This is a genomic window from Vibrio casei (assembly GCF_002218025.2).
Taxonomy (GTDB): Bacteria; Pseudomonadota; Gammaproteobacteria; order Enterobacterales; family Vibrionaceae; genus Vibrio; species Vibrio casei.
This window is the reverse complement of sequence record NZ_AP018680.1, coordinates 1,306,278-1,331,509: the sequence shown is the minus strand read 5'-3', so window position 1 is coordinate 1,331,509 and position 25,232 is coordinate 1,306,278. Positions and strand designations below refer to the sequence as shown.

General features: G+C 39.1%; 18 protein-coding genes and 1 pseudogene. 5 read left to right on the top strand and 14 right to left on the bottom strand.

The window, feature by feature from the left end:
- Nucleotides 1-124: 124 nt before the first annotated feature.
- Together VCASEI_RS06395 and VCASEI_RS06390 are read left to right on the top strand one after the other, a co-directional pair.
- A complete protein-coding gene (locus VCASEI_RS06395) occupies nucleotides 125-2,056 on the top strand; it encodes a putative nucleotidyltransferase substrate binding domain-containing protein (RefSeq protein ID WP_086958300.1) in 1,932 nt (643 codons plus the stop codon).
- A 12-nt stretch (nucleotides 2,057-2,068) separates the two neighbouring features.
- Nucleotides 2,069-2,797 (top strand): 3'-5' exonuclease, encoded by a 729-nt coding sequence (locus VCASEI_RS06390; protein WP_086958298.1) that lies wholly within the window; start codon nucleotides 2,069-2,071, stop codon nucleotides 2,795-2,797.
- A gap of 74 nt (nucleotides 2,798-2,871) precedes the next feature.
- On the opposite strand, the gene VCASEI_RS06385 is transcribed toward VCASEI_RS06390, so the two are convergent.
- The 7 genes and pseudogenes from VCASEI_RS06385 to VCASEI_RS06355 form a co-directional block, all read right to left on the bottom strand.
- Entirely contained in the window at nucleotides 2,872-4,455 is a 1,584-nt protein-coding gene (locus tag VCASEI_RS06385; RefSeq protein WP_086958296.1) for a BCCT family transporter, read from the bottom strand.
- A 260-nt stretch (nucleotides 4,456-4,715) separates the two neighbouring features.
- Entirely contained in the window at nucleotides 4,716-5,357 is a 642-nt protein-coding gene (locus VCASEI_RS06380; protein ID WP_086958294.1) for a response regulator transcription factor, read from the bottom strand.
- Nucleotides 5,358-5,410: 53 nt separating this feature from the next.
- Complete coding sequence (locus VCASEI_RS06375; RefSeq protein WP_086958292.1) at nucleotides 5,411-6,796, bottom strand: cache domain-containing protein; 1,386 nt, start codon at nucleotides 6,794-6,796, stop codon at nucleotides 5,411-5,413.
- A 163-nt stretch (nucleotides 6,797-6,959) separates the two neighbouring features.
- Nucleotides 6,960-8,252: a TRAP transporter large permease gene (locus VCASEI_RS06370; protein WP_086958290.1), complete on the bottom strand. Its 1,293-nt coding sequence runs from the start codon at nucleotides 8,250-8,252 to the stop codon at nucleotides 6,960-6,962.
- On the bottom strand, nucleotides 8,249-8,812 hold the full coding sequence (locus VCASEI_RS06365; RefSeq protein ID WP_086958288.1) for a TRAP transporter small permease subunit: 564 nt from the start codon (nucleotides 8,810-8,812) through the stop codon (nucleotides 8,249-8,251). The genes VCASEI_RS06370 and VCASEI_RS06365 overlap by 4 nt, the downstream gene beginning before the upstream one ends.
- Before the next feature lie 144 nt (nucleotides 8,813-8,956).
- Nucleotides 8,957-9,970, bottom strand: a pseudogene (locus tag VCASEI_RS06360) (TRAP transporter substrate-binding protein); the annotation flags it as partial.
- A gap of 462 nt (nucleotides 9,971-10,432) precedes the next feature.
- Nucleotides 10,433-10,837, bottom strand: coding sequence for a MarR family transcriptional regulator (locus tag VCASEI_RS06355; protein ID WP_086958284.1), 405 nt, complete (start codon nucleotides 10,835-10,837; stop codon nucleotides 10,433-10,435).
- Nucleotides 10,838-11,147: 310 nt separating this feature from the next.
- Here VCASEI_RS06355 and VCASEI_RS06350 point away from each other — a divergent pair, with 310 nt between their 5' ends.
- Nucleotides 11,148-11,831, top strand: coding sequence for a DUF2982 domain-containing protein (locus VCASEI_RS06350; protein ID WP_086958282.1), 684 nt, complete (start codon nucleotides 11,148-11,150; stop codon nucleotides 11,829-11,831).
- Nucleotides 11,832-11,835: 4 nt separating this feature from the next.
- On the opposite strand, the gene VCASEI_RS06345 is transcribed toward VCASEI_RS06350, so the two are convergent.
- The 7 genes from VCASEI_RS06345 to gyrA all read right to left on the bottom strand — a co-directional run bounded on the left by VCASEI_RS06345 (nucleotide 11,836) and on the right by gyrA (nucleotide 21,354).
- Nucleotides 11,836-12,489, bottom strand: coding sequence for an MBL fold metallo-hydrolase (locus tag VCASEI_RS06345; protein ID WP_086958280.1), 654 nt, complete (start codon nucleotides 12,487-12,489; stop codon nucleotides 11,836-11,838).
- A gap of 122 nt (nucleotides 12,490-12,611) precedes the next feature.
- Nucleotides 12,612-13,763, bottom strand: coding sequence for a DUF1513 domain-containing protein (locus VCASEI_RS06340; RefSeq protein WP_089110933.1), 1,152 nt, complete (start codon nucleotides 13,761-13,763; stop codon nucleotides 12,612-12,614).
- Entirely contained in the window at nucleotides 13,753-14,814 is a 1,062-nt protein-coding gene (locus VCASEI_RS06335; RefSeq protein WP_226983377.1) for an imelysin family protein, read from the bottom strand. The genes VCASEI_RS06340 and VCASEI_RS06335 overlap by 11 nt, the downstream gene beginning before the upstream one ends.
- Before the next feature lie 21 nt (nucleotides 14,815-14,835).
- Nucleotides 14,836-16,236, bottom strand: coding sequence for a di-heme oxidoreductase family protein (locus VCASEI_RS06330; protein ID WP_089110932.1), 1,401 nt, complete (start codon nucleotides 16,234-16,236; stop codon nucleotides 14,836-14,838).
- 51 nt (nucleotides 16,237-16,287) lie between these two features.
- Nucleotides 16,288-17,559: an imelysin family protein gene (locus tag VCASEI_RS06325; protein WP_226983378.1), complete on the bottom strand. Its 1,272-nt coding sequence runs from the start codon at nucleotides 17,557-17,559 to the stop codon at nucleotides 16,288-16,290.
- A 233-nt stretch (nucleotides 17,560-17,792) separates the two neighbouring features.
- Nucleotides 17,793-18,395: a GTP cyclohydrolase II gene (locus tag VCASEI_RS06320; protein ID WP_086958274.1), complete on the bottom strand. Its 603-nt coding sequence runs from the start codon at nucleotides 18,393-18,395 to the stop codon at nucleotides 17,793-17,795.
- Between the two features lie 316 nt (nucleotides 18,396-18,711).
- Complete coding sequence (gene gyrA, locus VCASEI_RS06315) at nucleotides 18,712-21,354, bottom strand: DNA topoisomerase (ATP-hydrolyzing) subunit A (protein WP_086958272.1); 2,643 nt, start codon at nucleotides 21,352-21,354, stop codon at nucleotides 18,712-18,714.
- Nucleotides 21,355-21,661: 307 nt separating this feature from the next.
- Here gyrA and ubiG point away from each other — a divergent pair, with 307 nt between their 5' ends.
- On the top strand, nucleotides 21,662-22,375 hold the full coding sequence (gene ubiG, locus VCASEI_RS06310) for a bifunctional 2-polyprenyl-6-hydroxyphenol methylase/3-demethylubiquinol 3-O-methyltransferase UbiG (protein WP_086958270.1): 714 nt from the start codon (nucleotides 21,662-21,664) through the stop codon (nucleotides 22,373-22,375).
- Nucleotides 22,376-22,842: 467 nt separating this feature from the next.
- Complete coding sequence (nrdA, locus tag VCASEI_RS06305; protein ID WP_086958269.1) at nucleotides 22,843-25,134, top strand: class 1a ribonucleoside-diphosphate reductase subunit alpha; 2,292 nt, start codon at nucleotides 22,843-22,845, stop codon at nucleotides 25,132-25,134.
- Nucleotides 25,135-25,232 lie beyond the last annotated feature (98 nt).

Here is a 25,232-nt window from a genome sequence, read left to right as displayed (position 1 = left end):
CTTCTTCTACTTCACAAGTGACCGATACTTTATCAATTACAATACTTTTAAAGATTAATGCTTTAGTTCCGTTTCTTGATTGCCTATAGTTACACCAAATCCTTAAAAAAGTAGTAGCAATCCCATGGAAGCTGAATTACAAGAAATACAAAATTTCCTCTCTCAATACCCCCCTTTTGATGCCCTGCCAGAAGATAAGTTAGCCTATGTTGCAAATAACACGGAAATTGCTTATTACCGTGAGAATACTCCCATTATTAAATTTGGTGATCACATTACAGATTTATACATGGTGAGATCTGGCGTCGTTGAAATTTATCGTCGTAAGGGGGAGCTTTATAACCGTTTAGATGAAGGTGATATCTTCGGGCAAATGGGATTACTGATGAATGGTAAAGTTCGCCTACCCGCCACGGCAACCATGGATTCATTAATTTACTGCATACCTTCTGACGTTTTTAATGAACTTTATGAAAGTGAAGATACCTTTGCAGACTTTGTCGAAGTGGAAAACAATACCCGACTTCGCCAAGCTATTTCGGATAATAAAAACGCGAATGATTTAACAACATCAAAAGTTAAAACCCTAATTACTCGCGAAGCCTTTATGTTGGATAAAACCCAAACTATTCAAAGTGCTGCAAAATTAATGGCAGATGAAAATATTTCAGCATTATTGGTTGTTGATGAAACAATAAGCATTGATGAGGAAAATGACAGTCAAGTGATAGGAATCATCACTGATCGTGATTTATGTACCCGCGTTTTGGCCGAAGGTCTCGATCCGAGTAGTTCTGTCAGTGAAGTCATGTCTCATGAACTTATTTCTCTGGATCATAACGCTTATATCTACGAAGCCATGCTTGCAATGTTACGATGTAACGTCCACCACTTACCGATATTAAAAAATAAACAACCCATAGGTGTTATTGAAGTCGCAGATATCATCCGCTACGAATCACAAAATAGTTTATTGTTAGTGAATCAAATCTTTCATCAACAATCCATTGACGACCTTGTCATCATTTCTGAGCAAGTAAAGGATTGCTTTGTTCGCTTAGTTCATGAAGATGCTAACTCCCACATGGTGGGAAGTGCTATGGCTGTTATTGGGCGGAGCTTTAAGCAACGCATTATTGAGCTCGCAGAAGAACTACTTGGCGAACCGCCTATTCCCTATTGTTTTCTCGCTTTAGGATCGATGGCCCGTGATGAACAGTTGATTGTAACGGATCAAGACAATGCCATTATTTTAGACAATAGCTATGACGAAAATTTACATGGCGAATATTTTGCCAAGTTATCAGAATTCGTTTGCCAAGGCTTATCTCGCTGTGGCTATCTTTTGTGTACTGGCGATATCATGGCAACCAATCCGATGTGGCGTATGACTCGCAAAGAATGGGAGGAGTGCTTTGCCGATTGGATTGACAACCCAAACCCTAAAGCTCTGCTTAATAGCTCTATTTTCTTTGACTTAGACGGTGTATATGGCCGAGTGAAATGGGCAGAAAGCTTAAACGGTTTCATTGTTCGTCGTGCACGTAAAAATAATAAATTTCTCGCGTGTCTTGCCCGAAATGCCATTAGTCGAACCCCTCCATTGGGTTTCTTTAAGGAATTCGTGATGGAAAAAGATGGTCGCCATAACAACTCAATCAATTTAAAACGTCGTGGAACTGCCCCACTTGCCGATTTGATACGAGTGCATGCTTTAGCCGTAGGATCGCGCTCACAGAACTCATTTGAGCGCTTAGATGACATTATTGAGGCTGGGATTTTGCCAAAAGGTCGAGCAGAAGATTTACAAGATGCTATGGAGTATATTTCTATGGTTCGTATTCGACACCAAGCTTTGGATGTTGAAAGTGAAATTGAACCAGATAACAATATCGAACCTGAAAATATGTCGGATTTTGAGCGCCGAAATTTAAAAGATGCTTTTCAAATTCTTAGTAATGCTCAAAACTTCATAAAGTATCGTTATCATGGTAATTCATTTAAGAACACCCTGCCTCCAGCGAATAAAACCACCCCGCTCCGTCGTAAACGTTAATTAGGTGTAAAGATGAAAAATAGACAATCTTTAGTTCAACTTGATCCTGCTCTTAATTGGCAAAAATATTTTGAACAGCAATACCAATCCGTTGAAGATGAGCGATTAAAACAATTCTATCAAATTGGGGTGATTGACCCAGAAACGCCCTTGTCTGATGTTGAATTTGTTGCTTTAGATTTTGAAACTACGGGACTAGATGTCGACAAAGATGGCATTATCAGCATTGGATTGATTCCATTTACGCTAAAGCGAATTTATTGCAAACACAGTAAACATTGGCTGGTAAAACCAAGAAAGCCACTCAATGAAGATTCCATCGTCATTCATGGGATTACTCACAGTGACTTATCTAATGCTCCAGATTTACGTCGGATATTAAACGAAGTACTCGACTCATTAGCCGGTAAAATTGTCGTTGTGCATTATCAATATATTGAACGTCAATTTTTTAATCGCGCCCTAACAGAAAGATTAAATGAAGGCATTCTGTTTCCCATGGTTGATACGCTTGCGATTGAATCTAGAATTCAAAATAAAGCGGTAAAAGGTTGGTGGAATAGATTACGAGGTAAGAAGCCTGAGTCAGTTCGGTTAGGTACTAGTAGAGCTCGTTACAATCTACCACCTTACCAACCACACCATGCATTAGTCGATGCAATTGCAACCGCAGAATTGCTTCAAGCACAAATACTTCATCACTATAGCCCTGACACACCAATTAAAGACTTATGGTGCTAAAAACACTTGATGTTTTTAGCAACAAAAAAGGTTGGCATTTAGCCAACCTTTTTTACTTAATATCTTTTTCAAGACTATTTTTTCAATGCTCTTGGTTCAGTTCTCATACCAAGTACTAAGCTAATACACATTATAATCAATACAAAAACAAACGGTAACGCTGTCGAAATGGCTGCAGCTTGAAGCGCACCAATCGCATTTGAGCCACCTACCCACAATAATGCAATAGCAACCGCACCTTCAATAAAAGCCCAGAACATGCGTTGTGGAACTGGCGCATCAACTTTACCACCCGCGGTAATACTATCAATGACTAATGAACCGGAATCAGAAGAACTAATAAAGAAGACCAAGACCAAACAGACTGCAATCAAAGAAATAATTTTACTAAATGGTAAAGCATCAAACATTTGAAACATAGCCATTGTTGCATCATTAAAGCCTTGTTGTCCAAGTGCTCCTACTTCATTAATCAGTTGATCGATACCTACACCACCAAAAGTTCCCATCCAAACGATGGTAATAATCGTTGGGATCATTAATACTGCAATAATGAATTCACGGACAGTACGTCCACGAGATACACGAGCAATAAACATACCAACAAACGGTGACCAAGACATCCACCATGCCCAATAGAACACAGTCCAACCATGCATCCAACCTTCATCTGGGCGGTTAAATGGATTGGATAATGGAATGATATTCTCCGCATAACTTATTAATGTTTCTGGAATAGAAACCGAGACAATAGAAAAACTGACTACTATCACGAACACTAATAGAATAAAGGCAACAATCATATTGATATTACTGACTAACTTAACACCGCCATCAATACCACGATATACAGAAATACCCGCAAGTAAGGTCACAACGGCAATCACCGTAATTTGCAATCCAACCCCGGATTCAATACCAAATATATGGCCTATCCCACTCGCCGCCTGTTGTGCACCGAAGCCAAGTGATGTTGCCAAGCCAAATAAAGTTGCTAATACAGCAAGAATATCAATAACATGTCCAGCCCAACCCCATGTTCTATCACCCAAAATAGGATAAAAAACAGAGCGAATTGAAAGTGGTAAGCCTTTATTATAAGTAAAGAATGCTAAAGACAGCGCCACAACTGCGTAGATCGCCCAAGGGTGTAGACCCCAGTGATACATCGTTGCACCAAGTGCCATACGCGCTGCTTCTGGTGTATTCGCCGCAACGTTTAATGGAGTACCAAACCAATCGGTATAATAAGCCGCAGGTTCTGCTACGCTCCAAAACATCAGTCCAATCCCCATACCAGCAGCAAAGAGCATTGCCAACCAGGATAAATAGGAGTGCTCAGCCTTGGCATCTTCACCACCTAAACGAATTTTTCCGAATGGAGATACCACCATAAACAAGCAAAAAAGCACAAAAAAGTTACCCGCTAAAATGAATAACGAGTCAAAATTGTTAATGATGGAGTTCTTGACTCCATCTAAAGCACTTTTTGCTGTTAAAGGGTCTAAAAGAAGTACTGCAATAATAAAAAGAATTGTTAGCCCTGCACTTGTGACGAATACAACGTTATGAACATCAAATCCCCACTTTTGGACATTATCTTGCCCAATCGTATAGTCGGTACTGTCTATACTGTATTTATCTATACCTTTTGTCATAAAACCTCATCCATCTGTGACATAAACATGTTTACCTTTCGCGAAAATACTTCGCCCACTAAACAAAAAAAAGATTAAACACATATAATATATATGGCTAAATCCTAACGTTCACATGAAAAATATCCACTAAAAAGTGGATTTCCACCTCTTAATCGACCAAAAAACACACAATTGGTTTAAAAAACTAACCTTTTCTTTCAATTTATTCACTCACCAATGACACGTAAATTTTATTTTGATCACTAAACATTGACAAATTAAGACGATAAAATGCCTTTTTCAACAGCGTATTTTGTTAGCCCAGCAGTCGTATATAAATCTAGTTTGTGCTTAATGTTTTGTCGATGAGTTTCAACTGTTCGATAACTAATATTAAGTGATTTTGCTATTTTTTTACTGCTCTCTCCTTGCGCCACCATCTTTAATATCATGTCTTCACGGCGACTTAATGGGTTCACTTTCTGTGTAATAGCTTGTACGGACTGTGTGAATAATGTTTGAGTGACTGACTCACAAAAATACGTTGAACCTTGATAAACTGTTTTAATTGCTTGGATAAGCTTATCTGAAGAAATATCTTTTAACATGTAACCTACGGCTCCAGCCTGCATCACTTTCATAATGTACTCTCGGTTATCGTGCATAGTCAAAATAAGTACTTTCACATTCGGGAACTGTGCTTTTATTTCAGCCGTTGCTTCTAGTCCTGAGCAATGAGGCATACTAATATCCATTAAAACCACATCCGGCCTACTTATTCGCACAGATTCTATCGCTTCAATACCATTACTTGCGGTATCCACAACATCAATATCACTTTCTAATTCTAATCTAGCAACAAAACCATCTAATACTACCTGATGGTCATCCACCACTAAAATTTTTATTTTATTGTCCATCGACGATCAAGCCTCCACTGCTGTTCATTTATATACCATTCAATAGCAATGATTTACCCATGCTGTAAAATTTTTGCGGATTGAATTTTCAACTCCAATAGAACGGTAATTTCAGTCCCTATACCGCGTTCACTATTCATATCAAAATCACCACCAATAAACTCAACACGCTCACGCATATTACGTAACCCGATGCCTTTCTTTTTAATTAAATCACTGGATTGAAAACCGACACCATCATCACGCACAATTAATTGAATCGTATCTTTTAATCGCTGCAAACGAATATCTACATTTGAGGCATAAGCGTGCTTTTCGATATTCGTCAAAGATTCTTGCACCACTCGATAAAGCGTGGTGCTAATTTCATTATCAATACTGACTTTGCCTAATTGAATATCTCTATAAATAGGAAGTTGAGCATGCTCAGAAAAGTCATCTAATAATGAATTAAGGGCGGCCTCTAAACCTAAATCATCAAGCACGCTCGGGCGTAAATTATGTGAAATTCTACGAACTTCCAATATCGCCGTTTGAAGAGAAGCCTCCGCTTTATGGATTAACGTTAACGTTTTGCTATCAACGCCCATTTTTTGTTGCACGGTATGAGACAGAATATCCAAATGACATTTACTCGAAACCAACAGTTGATTAATGCCATCATGCAACTCACGGGCAAGATGCTTTTTCTCATCTTCTTGAAACAAAACGGTTCGATTTACTAACTCTCTTAAACTTTTATCGGCCAATTTATGTTCATGAAAGTTAATTGCTAAGGTAAGAACGATAATAACGGCAACCGTTACTCCGAGTAACGCACCGACTGAAAAAAACGTTGTTTCTATATTTTTATTAATTGTAGTGGTGAGTTGTTGAACTTGTTTTTCAATATCATCAATATAGAGACCTGTGCCTAACATCCATTCCCATTTTTCCAACCAAGCAGCATAACTCAACTTTTCTTCCATCTTTCCTGTACTGGGCTGTTGCCATAAGTATTGATGAAAGCCCCCACCGGTTTGAGCTTCAAACAATAAGGCTTGGATTAAAAAGTTACCATTATTATCTTGTAAGTTAATCAGGTTGGTACCAATCAATTCCGGTTGAGTCGGATGGACTAAGTTGACCCCATTTTTATCGTAAACAAAGAAATAACCATCTTGACCATAACGTAAATTGGTGAGAATTTGTTTCACTTGTCGCTTAGCCGATTGATCGTCAGTACTAGACCTTGCATAAACGTGATTGATAGCAGCCATAGCTAACTGAAGATTATCTTGTAATGCGCGCTCGCGTGACTCCAGCAATTTAGCACGGAAAGTTTCAATTTCCTTCTGACCCAATGACTTGGTTTGATGAACAAAAATCCAGCTAATACTGGCAGTAACGCATAGCAAGGGGATAAGCGTAAGAAGAAATAACTTTGCTTTTAATGGCATTCCATTTGCCTAATTTCATTCCAAATATATGGTTGATAATAGCAACTTCCAAATTGAATCGAGAATAAACAAAAAGAAACCCCGCGATTGCTCACAAAACAATTCACAGGGTTGGGCGTTAGCATCCATTTTTAAATGGTAATACACATTTAAAACCGGAAGTTTAAAACGCAGACATACCATAAAACTCAGGTACTAATAACAAGGAAATTAATACGGCTATTTGAATCAGAATAAATGGGAACACTCCCTTATAAATATCCCGAGTAGTAATACCATTAGGCGCAACTCCTTTCAGGTAAAATAAGCTAAAACCAAATGGGGGCGTCAAGAATGACGTTTGCAGATTCATTGCAATTAAAATACCAAACCACATCATATTAATACCCATCAATTCCGCAACAGGGACTAGAATTGGCACGATAATAAAACAGATTTCAATAAAATCGATGAAAAAGCCCAATACTAAGATAACCAGCATAGTAACAATCAGGAAGCCCCATTTATCGCCCGGTAAAGAGGTCATCCATTCTTCAACTAAGTAATCCCCTCCCGTATAAACAAATGCCATCGAAAAGGCCGTTGCACCAAGTAAAATAGCAAAAACCATTGCGGTGACCTTTACTGTTTCCTGAGCACTTTCATACAACATCTCCCAGCTAAATTGTCGATATAACAGAGCCAACACAATTGAACCTGCGCCACCAAGTGCTGCCGATTCAGTCGGCGTTGCAATACCGGCAAAAATAGAACCTAAAACGACGATAATCAATAATAAAGGCGGAATCACCGCAAACAATGCTTTGCGAACTTCTTCCTTACGTGAAATGTTATCTTCACGTGTCATGCATTGTGCTTCTTCAGGGTTTATTCTGGCGTAAATCAAAATATAAATCACATAGGCTACAACTAAAACTAACCCAGGCCAGATCGCCGCGTGAAATAAATCTCCAACCGGAACACCCAACACATCTCCCAGTAGGATCAAAACAATTGAAGGTGGGATAATTTGGCCTAAAGTACCAGATGCGCAAATGGTTCCACAAGCCAGTCCTTTATTGTAGTTATACTTCATCATCACGGGCAAAGAAATAAGCCCCATGGCGACAACAGATGCTCCTACAACGCCAGTTGAAGCCGCAAGTAACACCCCAACTAAAACCGTAGAAATGGCAATACCACCTCGAATACCTCCAAATAAGCGTGCCATTGATTCTAATAACTGTTCCGCCAATTTGGTTTTTTGTAATACTAAGCCCATGAATACAAATAACGGTACCGCCATTAATACCGTATTTTGCATAATTGATTGGATGCGATAAGGCATGAAGGCAAACATCTCAGGTCCTTCAGCCCATAGGCCAAAAATAAGAGCAATACCACCAAAAGTAAATGCAACTGGAAAGCCAATGAGTAATGCAAATAAAGCAACAATGAACATCACTATTCCAATCATGATAACTCTCCTTGCCCATTGTTCGCTTTATTTTCTTGGCCCAACTCGGGGTGCAAAGGATTCATCAAACGATTAATCGAATTGAGAAGTAGGCTAATACCACTGATCGCCATGAAGAAAAAAGAAATAGATATCAAGGATTTAATTACCCAACGATGAGGAAGCCCTCCTGGGTCACCTGACATTTCACCAAGTTCATAGGATTCTTGAGCAAAAAAAATCCCATACCATGCTACTAATAAACAAAATGGCATTAAGAAAAACAAGACACCTAAAATATTAATGATGGCACGACTACGAACCGATAAACTTTCATAAATAACATCTACTCGAACATGACCACTGGTTCGTATAGCGTACGGTACACCTAGTAAAAAAACGATAGAAAATAGATGCCATTCCATTTCTTGCATACCAATAGATACATCATTAAAGGCATAACGCATAACAACGTCATAAACAACATTGATCATTAATAAGATAAACAACACGCTGGCTACCCAACCAAGCAAGTCACCAAAACGATTAAATCCCTTTTCTATTTTTATCAATAGGCTCATTTCTCTCTACTCCTTGAGACGATCCTTTTATGTCCAACACTCGTTAAGCTTTACATTTATCACCATTTCGATCATAAAAAACCGTAAAGCCAACGTTTTCAATGGTACAAAGGCTTTACGGTTTATCGTTATCATCGCGAGAAATTACTTAGCTTCGTTATCCAAATAAGCTTTCGTTGAAATATCGGTCCAAGCACGAACCTGTTTTAAATAAGCGGCTTGCGACGCTTGAATTTCTTTTGCCAAAGGATCTTGTGCGGCGTGTTCTTTCAATAGCTTGTCATTTGCAGCGCGTAGTGCATCCATGACTTCTGGTGGGAAATTTTTTACTTTAACATTTGGGTATTCCGTTTTAATCGATACCCAGTTTTTGCCACTTTCATGCACAGCTTGCACATACATATCATAAGCCGCCGTTTTCATGGAAATTCGTAGAATCTCTTGTAAATCAGCAGGTAGTTTTTCCCATACTTTTTTATTCACCAGAAATTGCAGTTCCGACCCAGGCTCATGCCAACCGGTATAATAGTAAGGAGCAATCTTATGAAAGCCCATACGTAGATCTAATGATGGGCCGACCCACTCTAATGCATCAATAGTTCGGCGCTCTAATGCGGTATATAATTCACCAGGGGCTATATTGGTGGGTTTCGCGCCAACTTCTGCCATGACTTCACCTGCAAATCCCGGAATACGCATTTTCAAACCTTTAAGATCATCAATGGTATTAATTTCTTTTTGAAACCAGCCTCCCATTTGAAACTCAGTATTACCACCAGGAAATGACATTAAGTTATGTGGGCTATAAACTTTCTCCATTAATTCCATCCCACCGCCGTAATAAAACCAAGCATATTGTTCAGCAGGCAACATACCAAAAGGCATCGAAGTGAAATATAAAGTGTTGGGTACTTTGCCTTTCCAGTAATAAGAGCCTGAATGTCCCATATCATATTGACCAGATTTCACCATATCAAACACACCGAGTGGCGCTTTGTGTTTGTTAGCGGAATCAATTCGAATTTGCAAACGACCATTGGACATTTCATTCGCCATCTTCGCCATGTTCTTTGTCGCATCACCAAAAATTGGAAAATTAGGCCCCCAAGTTTCAGCAAGCTTTAGGCGATAGACTTTTTCAGCAGCAAAAGCTTGAGTGGAAAACATTACTCCTGTTGCTACAACAACAAGCAAGGTTTTTTTCAACGCACTCTTCGTTATCCTTTCAATTACACTCATTGTAACGTCCTTTGTTATTATAAAAATGCAATCAAAGGTTAAGAGAGTTTCTTTGTTTTCAAATCAGGACAATTACGTAACAAAAATAAAGAAAAATGGATGTCCTATAGTGAAAAAGAGCCAATTAACTACGTATTTATACTTAATGTTAAAATAATAATATTTATTATCAATTATTTATTTACAACTTTAATTTTACCAGTACGTATTTTTATCTAAGTATCATCCTAAGCATTAATGATCTCTAATTTAACAAATTGCGACCTTAGTCAGCTTATCTTTGTCAACTTTATTCTCTTTTATAAAAGAAAACCCCTCACTTTGATGAAAGTGAGGGGTTTTCTTTAATAGCGTCGGACTAAAGTTTCAATCCACCAGCGATTAAACTAGTTTATAGATGACTTTATTTCCTGCCGTTTCTTTAACAACAAGATTTTCTTCAACGAGTTTTTTCAAGCCGCCTGTCGCCCAAGCGGCTGCTTTTGAATCTTCTTGTCCCGCTTCAAGGCCTATATTTTTAGGGCTAATACCATCAGAATTTACAGCGACGATATCTAATACTTGTTGCTGCTTCGGTGTTAGTTTTACATCTTTTGAGGCTTCTACTGCAGCTTCAACAGCAGCGGTGGCAACTTTTTCAACTTTAGCCGCAACTGTTTTCGTTTTTGTTACGACTTTTTCGGCTTTAGGCTTAACCGTTTTTACTGTTTTTTCAGTGGTTGCTTTAGTCGCTTTTATTGTTTTTTTAAGTTTAAGTTGTATGTTGCGCTTATGAGCAAGTCTCATAGAAGTTCTCCACAAATCACTATATTTAGTGTGGTAAAAAAATGTTGAACGGAGTTATAACAAAAATAAAATCAAATTCACAGCACTTGATTAAAAAACAAACTAATTTGTCAATATTTTATTTAAATGAGCTTAAAAACATCGATCATCTGCAACTTGGACTCCTATATCTCAATCATTGTTACTGACATACACAAATTGTTCTTTTTTATGTCATATTTACTTCCATACTAAACTTAAATACATTTAGATAGCTGCACTATAACTGTAGCACAGCATATTCATACCACACTTTAATCTTAGAGGTAGAATGCAGACCACACACCTTTTTCAACCACAGCCTCATATTCCTTTATGGTTAAAATATACGGTTTGGGCCGCTATATTAATCATTAGCTTTATAATTGAAAATTTAACCAACCTTAAAGTTGCTTCACTATTTTTTGTTTCCATATTGCTAATATTATTTGCTCTCGGGCAATACGTGTATGGGCAAAATTTAGGTTTCACCTTCACCGAAACACACTTTCAACAGCACTTATTCAAAGGGGGTTGGGTTTTACATTGGACGAATATGAAAAGAATAGATGAATGTAAATATGATTTTCAGGGTTGGTGTACTCCTATCCCATGGATTGGTATTGAAATTAAAGATTACCAAAGCTGTATTGAACGTATGAGCCCGAAGATCATTACCCAAATTCTTCTTCACCAACGCAGTTTATTGCTTCTGGGTCTGAAACAGCATGGCAGGCAACGTGAATTTGAAGATCATGTCATGAAAGATCCCCCTTACCTTTTACCCAGCGGAAAACGCTTATTAGGTTTACAAGCAATGTTAGCCCATAGAATGGCAATACAAAAAGAGCTGTGGGGATTTGATTTATTTATAGCGGAAGGTGATTTAATTAAACCGAAAGAAGAATTTATTGGAATGGCTCGCCGCTATCTTGCCGCCAGCCATTCCAATCAAAAAATAACTACGAAAGGTTAAGCCCCTAGTACAAAGGCATTTCGTCAGCAACGAATGGGTTGGTTTTACGTTCCTGTCCAAACGTTGATTCTGGCCCATGCCCTGGAATAAAACGTACATCATTCCCTAAAGGCCACAACTTATTTTTTATGCTGTTAATCAGGGTTTGATAATCCCCTTTAGGGAAATCAGTACGACCAATAGCACCATTAAATAGCACATCCCCAACGAATGCGATTTGAGCAGATTCGCTGTATAAAATAACATGCCCAGGAGTATGACCTGGAGTGTGGATAACTTGAAGGACTTCTTTACCAAATACGATGCTATCACCCTCTTGTAGCCACTGTGTTGGCTCAAATGGATCGATTGGGGGGAATCCAAACATCTGGCTTTGATTCATTAAACCTTGCAACCAAAATGCATCATCAATATGTGGGCCAATAACGGGTACATTCATTGCAGTTTTTAATTCAGGCGTTCCTCCAACATGATCAAGATGACCATGAGTTAAAACAATTTTTTCCAATTCAACACCCAGTGTATTGATAATAGCGATTAAATGATTCACTTCACCTCCGGGATCGACAATCACCCCCTTCATGGTTTGATCGCACCAGACAATAGAGCAATTTTGTTGAAAAGGAGTAACAGGAATAGATTGATATTGAAGGCTCATAGACTAACTCATCGAAATTAATGACCAAACATGTTCGACATTATGTCTATCGAACCATTTTATAGCCAAACTATGCCAGTTAAGGCATGAATTAACAAGTTAGCAGCATCGCTCAAGTTAAGCTAAAGAGGGATCGCATTCCAGTGATTATCCCAACGTACGGTCGAATTATGTCTTTGAATAGCATCGAAAGGTGATCGGTTAACCACTTCGCCAGAACCTGAACTAACAAAAAAATGACCTTGATGAGCGACCACGCCAGAGGCATCAGGTAATGGATTCAGCTCTAATAATTTATTCTTCGAAATAGACCAAATACCATAACAATTTCCCGGAGGAGAGGTAGTAAGTACATAATCATCGACCACTGCAATACTCGCAATATAATGCTTAAACATTGCCCACTCTTCTGGTTCAGCATTTAACGGCATTAATTCCTCGTCACCTCTTTGCATGGCAATTAAAGAAGGGTAATCATCAGGTTCACCTCGATATTGCTGTCCACATAAAATTAAATCATGTTGATCGTAACCTAAATGCCGAATACTTAGCCTTTTATCTTCCAATCCAACTTGGCTTGTTATATTACCGCTTATATCAAGACGAGTTAGCGATGGCCGCATGGTGTCGAGGTTTAACGGCTCACGACCATTGGTATGAACACCGCCAACACCAACAGCATAACTACCATTATTTAAACGAATAATTTCATGAGGACCAATTCCTATTCCGTGCCATTCATCGATTTTTTTATAGTTGTCAGACACATCATAGACACCAATCAACCCTTGGCTGGTTTCTTTCACCCCTTGTGTTGCCAATAAATACCGACCATCAAGGCTAAACACGCCATGACCATAAAAATGTCGATTAGGTTCAGCTTGTATTAATTGCTTTATATCCCCAGTTTTATAATCAAATACCTGAAAATAACTACCGGGACGACGAGCAAACGCCACAGCATCTGAAAACCCCATACGGCTCAATTGGCTAATTGCAACACCATGCGCTCTTTCAGGCAGTGGGATCCTAAAAAGTGGATGGCCTTGCCAGTCAGCGACTACGCTATGAAATTGCTTATTGAAACCGACAGAGTTCCCAATTAAAGTGCCACGATTATATTGGTTGTTCTTCTGATACAACCAACTCAGTCCTCCTAATACAGCGGCTCCGCTGCCAATCGCTGCCAGCGACAGTAATTTTCGTCGTTTAGCATCAAATAATGGGTCTTGTTTTTTTACGCTGACCTTATAAGGCACAAGTTTAATCCCCATCCGTTGAGTTAAAGCCAACAACGATACCAAGCTCTACTGCGACTTCATCATGTATTAAATACTTAAGACGCTCGAGTTTGTTGTATTGAACCAGTGCTTGTTTATAACCTTCTTTGGTTTGCAGCATCTCAAACAAGCTCGTTTCTCTTGGCCAAGTGCTAATCGTAAGATCAAATTGAGCCAGCAACCGGTTCGCAAGATCCATATTTTCATGTTGCCTTAATTGGGCATCTAAGCCATTTCCTTTGGCAAGATAGAGCTTACGAAGCGCCTCTACATTCACTTTCATTAACATGAGAGACTGCTTAGAACGCCAAGCTTCTGAAAAATAAGGTCGTGGATGAGCAATTTTTGCTAATGGTCGGCTCATCTTTTGTAATAAAAAATCCAACTGGTTCATTAACAAACCAAAATATTCCGCTTGCCATTGCTGATCATCGTAGGATGCCCAAGGGTTGACTTGCCATTGCTGATCAATAATTGCCGCATTGTGCTCTACGTTCTCACTAACCGCTAAAACTAACGGACAAGAAGATTTATCACCTTTAGAAAACTCAGATTGAGCGTCAAATAATAACCACTCCAAACCACCTACCCCCTGAACCGTCACACTCTGTTCTGCGATAGATTTTGAATTCCACAACGCTTTATCTTGTAAAATCTGTTCCATCTTTCTGCCGGTAATGTTTTTCTTATCTGGCCAAAATTGTATATTCCAACCTAATGAGACTGCTTCTTTAGGACCTTTTGCTTGCCCCTGCAATGGCATCCAGGCCTTTATAGAGTCAAGCCACGCTGATTGTACTTGATCAAGTGACATCGTGGATTTAGCTTGGCAATATTGAGAAATCATTATATGTAGATTTTTCGCTGACGATAAAAACTGAAGCGAAAACTGCTTTTCTAGTTGGTATACTTGTTGTTGTCCATTTGAAGCAACAATACCTTTATAGGTCGAGTCCGTTGAAGAGGCGTAGTAAACAGCGCCGCTCAACACTCCAACAGAGATAACCGCTGCTATTATTTTAAACATAGGGGTTATTTTGAACATAAGAACTCCAGGAAATGATTTTCATAACGAATTTAAAAAAGAAATTAATGCCATGCGATCTGGTTTACTTAAATTCAAAACTTTATTTTTAGACATTTCAGCTTCACCACCATGCCATAAAACCGCTTCCATTAAATTTCTGGCGCGACCATCATGCAAAAAGTAAGTGTGTCCATTCACTTCTTCGGTATATCCGATACCCCATAACGGCGGTGTGCGCCATTCATTTCCGTTAGCCAAAAACTCTGGGCGACCATCAGCTAAGCCTTCACCCATATCATGTAGAAGCATGTCAGAATAAGGATGAATCGTTTGCTCTGATAACGCTGGTAATTCATCTCGCTTCGTTGTTTTAAGCTCCGGGACATGGCATGAGGCGCACCCAATCTCATCAAATAAAATTTGTCCACGTTGCACTTCGGGGTTGCCAGTATTTCTTCGAATAGGTACGGCTAAGTGTTGTGAGTAGAATTCAACAAAGTTTAATATTTTATTACTCACTTCAACGCCGTCATCATCTTGGCTGTTTCCATTAGGCCGTTCTGAACATATGGTTTGTCTTGGTGAGCAATTTTCGATCGGAAATAGAGTGCTAGTGATACCCAAATCACCATTAAAAGCCGCAGCATCTTGCTGAATAAGTGTCGGTTGTCCCGCTTTCCATCCGAAGCGTCCAATGGTGGTTGAGTGAGTCTGAACATTCCAAACTTCATTCAGCCTGCCCGTGATACCTTGGTTTTCTTGTTTCTGCTGCCTCGCTAATTTTTTTAGGGTTTCAACCGAAACGGATTCCAATAATCCCAACCCTATCATTGGTGGAGCAATACGCGCAGACAACATAGTATCTGGATGTAGTTCACCGTAAGCTAAGTCATGCAATATCAACTTAGGCTTTCTTAATTCAACTTTTTCACCATCGCTAAAATTCACATAAAATTTAGTGTACTCAACGGTTATTTTTCCTTCAGGCTTCGCATTAGGAATCGCGAAATCTTCCAGTTGATCACCATAAGTTGGCTCAGGAATAACACCCGTCACTATTAATTGTTTTTTTTGCGCTTGGGTTAGCGCAGGAATACTCATCCTGACAAGCATTGAAACGGCTTGGTTTTCCCCCTCTTCTGGTGGGTGACCTCGCCCATCTTTAATGTGACAGTTTTGACAACCGTTGGTATTAAATAGTGGGCCTAATCCATCTCGTGCATCGGTTGTTGATGGTGCTTGAACCCATGGGTTACGAAAAAAACTGTTACCCACACTGAAATCCAAACGTTTTGTTATTGGTAAATTATTTGATGGCATAGAATAGGCGTTACCACCTTGCTTATTCGTACTGGTATCACCACCAGACTTTATACCATAAGCCATTGAAGTTGTAGGAAGAGTGAAACAAAAAAGGGCAATAAGAAAAGAAAGTTTCATGGTACATCCTGTAAGGGCTCATAATACGAGCCCTTTTCCATTTTCTAAAGATTAAAATTCATGATCGGCATTGTCTGGGCTTAAGCTCGTTATACCAATGACGCTTGCTGCTTTTTCAATAGCTTCCGTTTGCTTGACTAAAGACTGAATAGCCGCGTTTACTAAGTCATTACCCGCTTTATTATTTGCTGCAATAAGTTGATCAAAATGTTGATTATTTTTTTCAGCTGAATCAACTAAGGTGTAAACTTGTTTACGTGTTTTATCAAACTGAACGGCAATTTGTTTTGCCTCTTCGGCATTTTTATCTGCTACTAAATCTTTAATACTTGCGCCTTTTACAACGGAACCATCAACTCGGGTGTAACTGCCATTAAAAACATTATAAATGCCTTGTTCATTATAAAAATGAGAGTTATGGGTGTTGTCCGAGAAGCAATCATGCTCATCTTCGGTTGAATTAGCTTCCAATGCTACTTTCATGCGCTCACCAGCAAGCTCACCTAAAGAAAGCGATCCCATACCAAACATCATCTTACGAATGCCATCTTGAGCAGGTTGTTTTAATAGTTCGGTACGGTAATTGTCTTTAATCTCAGATGACCACTGCCCCTTCATCCATTCTAAATCTTGTACCAATAAGGCTGCTGCGGCTTCAAGGTATTGTGCCCGGCGATCACAGTGACCATTTGTACACTCCTTGCCTATTACATAATCCGTATATGGACGTTCTCCTGCTCCAGCTTGTGTCCCATGTAAGTCTTGCCCCCATAATAAAAATTCGATGGCATGATATCCAGTCGCAACATTCGCTTCTGAACCAGCAAGTTCATTTAAATTAGCAAGTAATTCAGGAGTGATCTTAGATGCATCAATTTTATTAGCACCAACTTGAATGGACGAGTTAGCAATAATATTGGCTTGTGCACCTTCATTTCCCAACTCAAAATGGTAACCTTTGGCAACATAATCAATTAACCCCTCATCAAGTGGCCACGCATTTAATTGTCCTTCCCAATCATCAACGATTGCGTTACCAAAACGGAAAGTTTCAGATTGTTGATAGGGTACACGCGATGCTAACCAAGCTTCACGAGCTTGATCTAAAGTTTGTTTTGACGGGGTTTTCACAAGCGCATTGACAGATAACTGTAGTTTTTTCGCAGTAATATAAGCATCATCGAAAACGGCGTAAGCAATATCCGTATAATTTTCAACAACATTTTTTTGATCTACTGCTGCTATAGCTGAATGGCTGCTCATTAATAAAGCAGATGTAATAATATAAGATGCTCTAATTTTTAACATGTTTTCTTTAAACATAAGTCTTCCCTGAAACAAATACGGATGATAGTGAAAATTATTATCATTTGATGTAGTTTTTGAATCATACTTAGTTACAGAAAATTTACAACTGTGACATATAAAAACATTGACTAATACTTTAATAGATTAAATAGTAGCTCCATAAATAACAAGACATAAAAAAACCTCAATATAATAATTGAGGTTTAATATCATATAATTAGATGACTATTTCTCGTTTGAGAATTCGTTTATTTTTCGAATTTAAGCCTGTGTTTACCATGTGACGCTTTTGCTTTTAAATAGCTTTCATTGCCAAGCTTAATATGAACATGAGTTGGAATCACTTCCTCTAATTCAATACCGAACTCTTGCAGCTCTTTCATTTTTTTAGGATTGTTAGTAATAAGCTTTATTTTCATTACGTCTAACGCTTTTAGCATCTCAGCGGCTTCTGAAAAATCACGTAAATCATCACCAAAACCCAGATGGTTATTGGCTTCATAGGTATTCATACCTTCACTTTGAAGGCGATATGCATCAATTTTATTATACAGACCAATGCCACGTCCTTCCTGTCGTAAATACAACAAAATACCGCCATGTTGGCCCATCTTTATAATAGTTTCATCCAATTGCTCACCACAATCACAACGAGATGAATGAAAGACATCACCGGTTAAGCATTCAGAGTGCATACGAACTAGTGGAGCATGATCTGATTTATCGGCAGATTGAAAAATGATTGCAACGTGCTCTTTATCCGTCTTGAGGCCATGAAAAGATAAAATTTCCGCATCAATATCACTTTTAGAGCCGACCTTAAAATCCACTCTGGCACGAACTTCAGCCATATTATTCTCACTTCTTATTATTTTATTCGTCATCGCGATTGATATGACTCCCCTCCTCACTAATGACACCTAAAAAGTGTGGGATAAGTCACGTTAAAAATCAATTTTGTTATAATATAACATTAAATAGAGTAATCAAGAAAAACTGCGACGAGAAATATAGTACAACAGATTATCAACCTATATTACCACTTTCATTCGGTATATAAGAAAAGATATTCTGATTTTAAACGATTAATGATCGTTGAATACAAAAAAACCGGAAGCCTAAAGCTTCCGGTTCAGTATCATAAATCACTAGCCTTAAGGCTTATGCTTAGTCTTCATCGTTCGAGTCAGTTTCATCGTTTTCAGGCGATACATCGTTTTCAGACTCAGTCGCATCCATATTTTCGGTGTTTAATTCACCATCAATAAGGATCTCATCATCTTCAACTTCTTCAATCCGTTGTAAACCAACTACTTTCTCACCTTCTGAAGTACGAATCAGCGTGACACCTTGAGTGTTACGGCCAACTTGGCTAACTTCAGAAACACGAGTACGAACCAAAGTGCCAGCATTCGTGATCATCATGAACTCATCCGCGCCCAGCGCCTGAACGGCACCAACCACTTGTCCATTACGCTCAGAAACCTTAATCGATACCACACCTTTTGTGCCACGACCTTTAGTTGGGTATTCAGTAATAACTGTACGCTTACCATAACCATTTTCAGTTACCGTTAGAACGTCACCGCCATCATTAACTGGCACAATAAGTGAAACCACTTGATCGCCTTCGGCTAAACGAATACCGCGAACACCAGAAGCAGTACGTCCCATCGCACGGACATGCTCTTCACTAAAGCGAACCACTTTACCCTCTTTCGAGAACAGCATGATTTCATCAGAGCCCGACGTAATATCAACCCCAATAAGTGAATCATCGTCACGTAAGTTAACAGCAATCAAACCATTAGCACGGACATTAGCAAAGCTAGAAAGTGAGGTTTTCTTAACGGTACCATCACCGGTTGCCATAAAGATAAACTTATCATCAGAGAATTCATCAACACGCAAAATAGCGGTAATACGTTCATTTTCTTCTAATGGAAGAATATTCACAATTGGTTTACCACGTGCATTACGGCTAGCAAACGGCAATTGATACGTTTTCAAGCGATACGTTTTACCACGAGTAGAGAAGCACAAAATATTATCGTGAGTATTTGCAACTAATAAACGTTCGATGAAATCTTCATCTTTCATCTTAGTCGCACTCTTACCTTTACCACCTCGACGTTGTGCTTCGTAATCGCTTAGAATTTGGTATTTAACGTAACCTTCATGAGAAAGCGTAACGACTACATCTTCTTGTGCAATCAATTCTTCCATATCGATATCATGCACAGCGGCAGTGATTTCGGTACGACGAGCGTCCCCAAAACCTTCTCGAACGGCTTCTAATTCTTCACGAATCACTTCCATCAAGCGTTCTGTACTTGAAAGGATATGAATCAATTCTGCAATTTCATCAAGTAATGCTTTATATTCGTCTAGAATCTTCTCGTGTTCTAAACCAGTTAAACGATGTAGACGTAATTCAAGAATCGCTTGTGCTTGTTGCTCAGTCAGGAAATACAAGCCATCGCGGATGCCGTACTCATCTTCTAACCAATCAGGGCGAGCAGCATCCGTTCCAGCACGCTCAAGCATTCCAGCTACATCACCAAGCGCCCAACCACGAGAAACTAAACCAAGTTTTGCTTCTGCAGGTGTTGGAGCGGCTTTAATCAATTCAATGATGTCGTCAATGTTAGAAAGCGCTAGCGCTAATGCTTCAAGAATATGAGCACGATCACGAGCTTTACGTAATTCAAAGATAGTACGACGAGTCACAACTTCACGGCGGTGGTCCACAAAGCACTTCAACATTTCTTTCAAGTTGAACAGCTTCGGCTGGCCATTATCTAGCGCAACCATGTTAATGCCGAAAGTCGTTTGAAGTTGTGTTTGAGCGTAAAGGTTGTTCAGAACCACTTCACCAACCGCATCACGCTTACATTCAATAACAATACGCATACCGTCTTTATCAGACTCATCACGTAGAGCACTAATGCCTTCCACTTTTTTATCTTTCACTAACTCTGCAATTTTTTCAATCACACGAGCTTTGTTTACTTGATATGGAATCTCGGTCACAACGATAGTTTCGCGACCATTTGCTTCAACATCAATGTGAGCTTTAGAACGCATATAAACTTTACCGCGCCCTGTTTTATAAGCATCGATGATACCTTTACGACCACTGATAAGTGCTGCTGTCGGAAAGTCAGGTCCAGGGATGTATTCCATTAATTCATCAATGGTCACATCTTCATTATTGATATAAGCCAAGCAACCATCGAGTACTTCACCCAAGTTATGCGGTGGAATGTTTGTTGCCATACCAACGGCGATGCCCGAAGCACCGTTAACCAAAAGGTTAGGAATTTTAGTTGGAAGCACCGCAGGGATCTGTTCAGTGCCATCGTAGTTATCGACGTAATCTACGGTTTCTTTTTCAAGGTCGGCAAGAAGTTCGTGTGCAATTTTAGACATGCGAACTTCGGTGTAACGCATTGCTGCGGCAGAATCACCATCAATCGAACCGAAGTTACCTTGTCCATCAACAAGCATATAACGAAGTGAGAATGGCTGAGCCATACGTACAATAGTGTCATAAACCGCACTATCACCATGTGGGTGATATTTACCGATTACGTCACCAACCACACGGGCTGATTTTTTATAGGCCTTATTCCAATCGTTACCAAGAACGTTCATCGCAAATAAAACACGGCGGTGAACCGGCTTCAAACCATCACGAACATCTGGAAGTGCACGACCCACGATGACAGACATCGCATAATCAAGATATGAACTTTTCAGCTCATCTTCAATGTTTACTGGCGTAATTTGTTTAGCTAAATCGCTCATAGAGCCATTATCCCTCTATTCTTTTTGATCGCGTGATTTCAGTAAAAGCTGTAAAATAGCTTTAAAATAGCGATACGCACAAGGTGTAAAAATATAACACAAAAATCTACAACTCGGCATCTATTTCATGGGGGTTTTAATCACTTGATGCCAAGTTCACGCTTTAACTGTAGAAAAATTGAACTAGATTCAGTTTTATGCATTTTTTCAATCACTTTTCATCAAGAGTTGAAGAAAGTCGTCATTTTCTTGAGCCATTGTTTCCTGTTATAATATCAGTTGGTTAATTACTCAAAGAATGATCAAAATGACGACTAAACAAAATGTTGATCCTGCTGAAATCAAAAAATTTGAAGATATGGCTTCTCGTTGGTGGGATTTGAATGGTGAATTCAAACCATTACATCAAATTAACCCTCTGCGTCTTAACTTCGTTTTAGACAAAGCTAACGGCCTCTTTGGTAAAACAATCCTCGATGTTGGTTGTGGTGGTGGCATTCTGGCAGAAAGTATGGCAAAAGAAGGCGCTACAGTCACAGGTCTTGATATGGGTAAAGAGCCCTTAGAAGTGGCAAGGCTGCATGCTTTGGAAGCCGGTGTCTCTCTTTCTTATATACAAAGTACTATCGAAGATCATGCCCAACAGAACCCACAAACTTACGATGTCGTCACCTGCATGGAAATGCTTGAGCACGTTCCAGATCCTTTGTCTGTTATTCAAGCCTGCGCAAAATTAGTAAAACCTGGCGGACATGTATTTTTTTCCACGCTAAATCGAAATATAAAATCTTATCTATTTGCTATTGTTGGCGCTGAACAAATAATGAAAATCGTTCCTAAAGGAACGCATGAACACGCTAAGTTCATCAAACCATCAGAACTATTAAAAATGGTTGATCATACTCCACTTCAAGAACAAGCAATGACTGGTTTGAAATATAATCCTCTTACTGACGGTTATTCTTTAGGCCAAAATGTTGATGTTAACTATATTGTTCATACTCAACTTACCAATAAGTAATCATGGACTACTTTTAAAGCAATAAATAAACTTAATAGCGTAGGAATTTTCTCCTGCGCTTTTTACATCTTTGCAACCAAAAAATGTGCTTGATCGCTCATTATTAAATCATTCATTTTTGTGATCATTTCACAGTAAAGATCAAGATAAATATTTTTTTGATCGAATAGAAAAACAACACTTTCAAATTAAGAAAAAGCTTGCTTCAAGTAATACCTATTTGTAAAGGTTAGTGGCTACTTACAGAAAATTTTCTATCCCAATGTTATCCACAAGAGATAACATTTTCGTAACTTGAAAACTGCACCTTTTCGCACTATCTTGTAACTCATCTGTTGGGATAACCCAATATGTAGTGTTTCTACCTCTCTGCCAGGGTAGAGCGAGATCACCAATTAAGCTTGCCAATAACCACAACTATTCAGTTTTGCAGCTTGTTATAATTTTAGTTAGGGAACTCAAGTCGAATGAACGAACAATTGACAGTCACTAAGCGTGGCGGGTGCAAAGAAACGATTGATCTTGAAAAGATCCACAGAGTGATCACCTGGGCTGCGGAAGGCCTAGAAAATGTTTCCGTTTCTCAAGTCGAATTAAAAGCTCACATTCAATTTTATGATGGGATAACGACATCGGATATCCATGAAACCATCATAAAATCTGCAGCAGACCTTATTTCAGAGCAAACCCCTGATTATCAATATTTAGCTGCTCGATTAGCAGTATTCCATCTTCGTAAAAAAGCTTATGGTCAATTTGAACCACCAAAGTTGTTTGATCATGTATCAAAATTGGTCGATATGGGAAAATATGATAAGCATCTATTAGAAGATTACACGACTGAAGAATTCCAAATCATTGATAATATGATTGATCATAATCGTGATATGAACTTCTCGTATGCCGCTGTCAAACAATTGGAAGGTAAGTACTTCGTCCAGAATCGTGTTACCAAAGAAATTTACGAAAGTGCACAATTTTTATACATTTTGGTTGCCGCTTGCCTATTTGCTAAATACCCACAAGAAACGCGTTTAGATTATATTAAGCGTTTCTATGATGCGGTCTCTACTTTTAAGATCTCACTGCCAACACCAATCATGGCTGGTGTACGTACCCCTACCCGTCAATTCAGCTCATGTGTATTGATTGAATGTGGTGATAGCCTTGATTCTATCAATGCAACAGCAAGTGCGATTGTGCGTTATGTCTCTCAACGCGCAGGGATCGGTATCAACGCAGGTCGCATTCGTGCACTAGGCTCGGAAATTCGTAATGGTGAAGCATTCCACACGGGCTGTATCCCATTTTATAAATATTTCCAGACCGCGGTGAAGTGTTGTTCTCAAGGTGGTGTGCGTGGTGGTGCTGCGACAATGTTCTACCCACTTTGGCATGGTGAAGTTCAATCTCTACTTGTATTGAAGAATAACCGTGGTGTCGAAGAGAACCGAGTTCGCCATATGGATTATGGTGTTCAGTTAAACAAACTAATGTACTCGCGCTTAATTAAAGGCAGCCATATAAGCTTATTTTCACCTTCTGATGTTCCTGGCCTTTATGATGCTTTCTTTGAAGATCAAGATAAATTTGAAGAATTGTATGTGAAATATGAAGCCGATAACTCAATCAAACGTGAAACGGTGAAAGCGGTCGACTTATTCTCACTGCTTATGCAAGAACGTGCTTCAACTGGCCGCATCTACATTCAGAACGTCGATCATTGTAATACGCACAGCCCATTTGATCCTAGTGTGGCACCAGTTCGTCAATCTAATTTATGTTTAGAAATTGCGCTTCCAACAAAACCATTAAGTAATGTTGATGACGACGAAGGTGAAATTGCTCTGTGTACCCTTTCAGCCTTTAACCTTGGTGAAATTAAATCTTTAAACGATTTTAAAGAACTTTCCGATTTAGTCGTTCGCGCTTTAGATGCTTTATTAGATTATCAAGATTACCCTCTACCAGCGGCTCGCAAAGCAACAATGAACCGTCGTACTCTTGGTGTTGGTGTGATCAACTACGCTTATTACCTTGCGAAAAATGGCGTAAAATATTCTGATGGTAGCGCTAATGGCCTTACTCATCGCACCTTTGAAGCTATTCAATATTACTTACTAAAAGCATCAGTAGAATTAGCGAAAGAGAAAGGAGCTTGTCCTTCTTTCAACGAGACAACTTACGCTAAAGGTATTTTGCCAATTGATTCTTATAAGAAAGATTTAGATTCGATCTGTCATGAGCCTCTTCATCTTGATTGGGAAACATTACGTAGCGAAATCACCACTCATGGTCTACGCAACTCGACGTTAACGGCGCTAATGCCATCTGAAACGTCTTCACAGATTTCAAATGCAACAAACGGCATAGAGCCACCGCGTGGCTTTGTATCCGTAAAAGCCTCAAAAGATGGGATTTTGAAACAAGTGGTACCTGAATACCAAGCGCTGAAAAACCAGTACGAATTACTGTGGAAAATCCCATCAAATACAGGTTACTTGCAACTTGTGGGTATCATGCAAAAGTTCGTTGACCAGTCTATTTCGGCTAACACTAACTACGACCCTAGTGTGCAACCTAATGGTAAAGTACCAATGAAATTGTTGTTGCAAGACCTACTGACTGCTTACAAATATGGTTTGAAAACTTTGTACTACCATAACACTCGTGACGGTGCTAGCGATGACCAGAACGACTCAGGTGTGGTTATTGAACAAGAAGATGACGACTGTGCAGGCGGTGCTTGTAAGATCTAATCATTTTTCATGACATTAAGTAGCCTGCTTTCATTGCAGGCTACTTTCATTAAAAATTACCATCAATGGTAAAAATACATGTCGCTTACCATAACCAA

Coding starts and splice junctions, on each gene's coding strand:
- VCASEI_RS06395 (WP_086958300.1), top strand. CDS start 125: ATGGAAGCTGAATTACAAGAAATACAAAATTTCCTCTCTCAATACCCC.
- VCASEI_RS06390 (WP_086958298.1), top strand. CDS start 2,069: ATGAAAAATAGACAATCTTTAGTTCAACTTGATCCTGCTCTTAATTGG.
- VCASEI_RS06385 (WP_086958296.1), bottom strand. CDS start 4,455: ATGACAAAAGGTATAGATAAATACAGTATAGACAGTACCGACTATACG.
- VCASEI_RS06380 (WP_086958294.1), bottom strand. CDS start 5,357: ATGGACAATAAAATAAAAATTTTAGTGGTGGATGACCATCAGGTAGTA.
- VCASEI_RS06375 (WP_086958292.1), bottom strand. CDS start 6,796: ATGCCATTAAAAGCAAAGTTATTTCTTCTTACGCTTATCCCCTTGCTA.
- VCASEI_RS06370 (WP_086958290.1), bottom strand. CDS start 8,252: ATGATTGGAATAGTGATGTTCATTGTTGCTTTATTTGCATTACTCATT.
- VCASEI_RS06365 (WP_086958288.1), bottom strand. CDS start 8,812: ATGAGCCTATTGATAAAAATAGAAAAGGGATTTAATCGTTTTGGTGAC.
- VCASEI_RS06355 (WP_086958284.1), bottom strand. CDS start 10,837: ATGAGACTTGCTCATAAGCGCAACATACAACTTAAACTTAAAAAAACA.
- VCASEI_RS06350 (WP_086958282.1), top strand. CDS start 11,148: ATGCAGACCACACACCTTTTTCAACCACAGCCTCATATTCCTTTATGG.
- VCASEI_RS06345 (WP_086958280.1), bottom strand. CDS start 12,489: ATGAGCCTTCAATATCAATCTATTCCTGTTACTCCTTTTCAACAAAAT.
- VCASEI_RS06340 (WP_089110933.1), bottom strand. CDS start 13,763: ATGGGGATTAAACTTGTGCCTTATAAGGTCAGCGTAAAAAAACAAGAC.
- VCASEI_RS06335 (WP_226983377.1), bottom strand. CDS start 14,814: ATGTTCAAAATAACCCCTATGTTTAAAATAATAGCAGCGGTTATCTCT.
- VCASEI_RS06330 (WP_089110932.1), bottom strand. CDS start 16,236: ATGAAACTTTCTTTTCTTATTGCCCTTTTTTGTTTCACTCTTCCTACA.
- VCASEI_RS06325 (WP_226983378.1), bottom strand. CDS start 17,559: ATGTTTAAAGAAAACATGTTAAAAATTAGAGCATCTTATATTATTACA.
- VCASEI_RS06320 (WP_086958274.1), bottom strand. CDS start 18,395: ATGGCTGAAGTTCGTGCCAGAGTGGATTTTAAGGTCGGCTCTAAAAGT.
- gyrA (WP_086958272.1), bottom strand. CDS start 21,354: ATGAGCGATTTAGCTAAACAAATTACGCCAGTAAACATTGAAGATGAG.
- ubiG (WP_086958270.1), top strand. CDS start 21,662: ATGACGACTAAACAAAATGTTGATCCTGCTGAAATCAAAAAATTTGAA.
- nrdA (WP_086958269.1), top strand. CDS start 22,843: ATGAACGAACAATTGACAGTCACTAAGCGTGGCGGGTGCAAAGAAACG.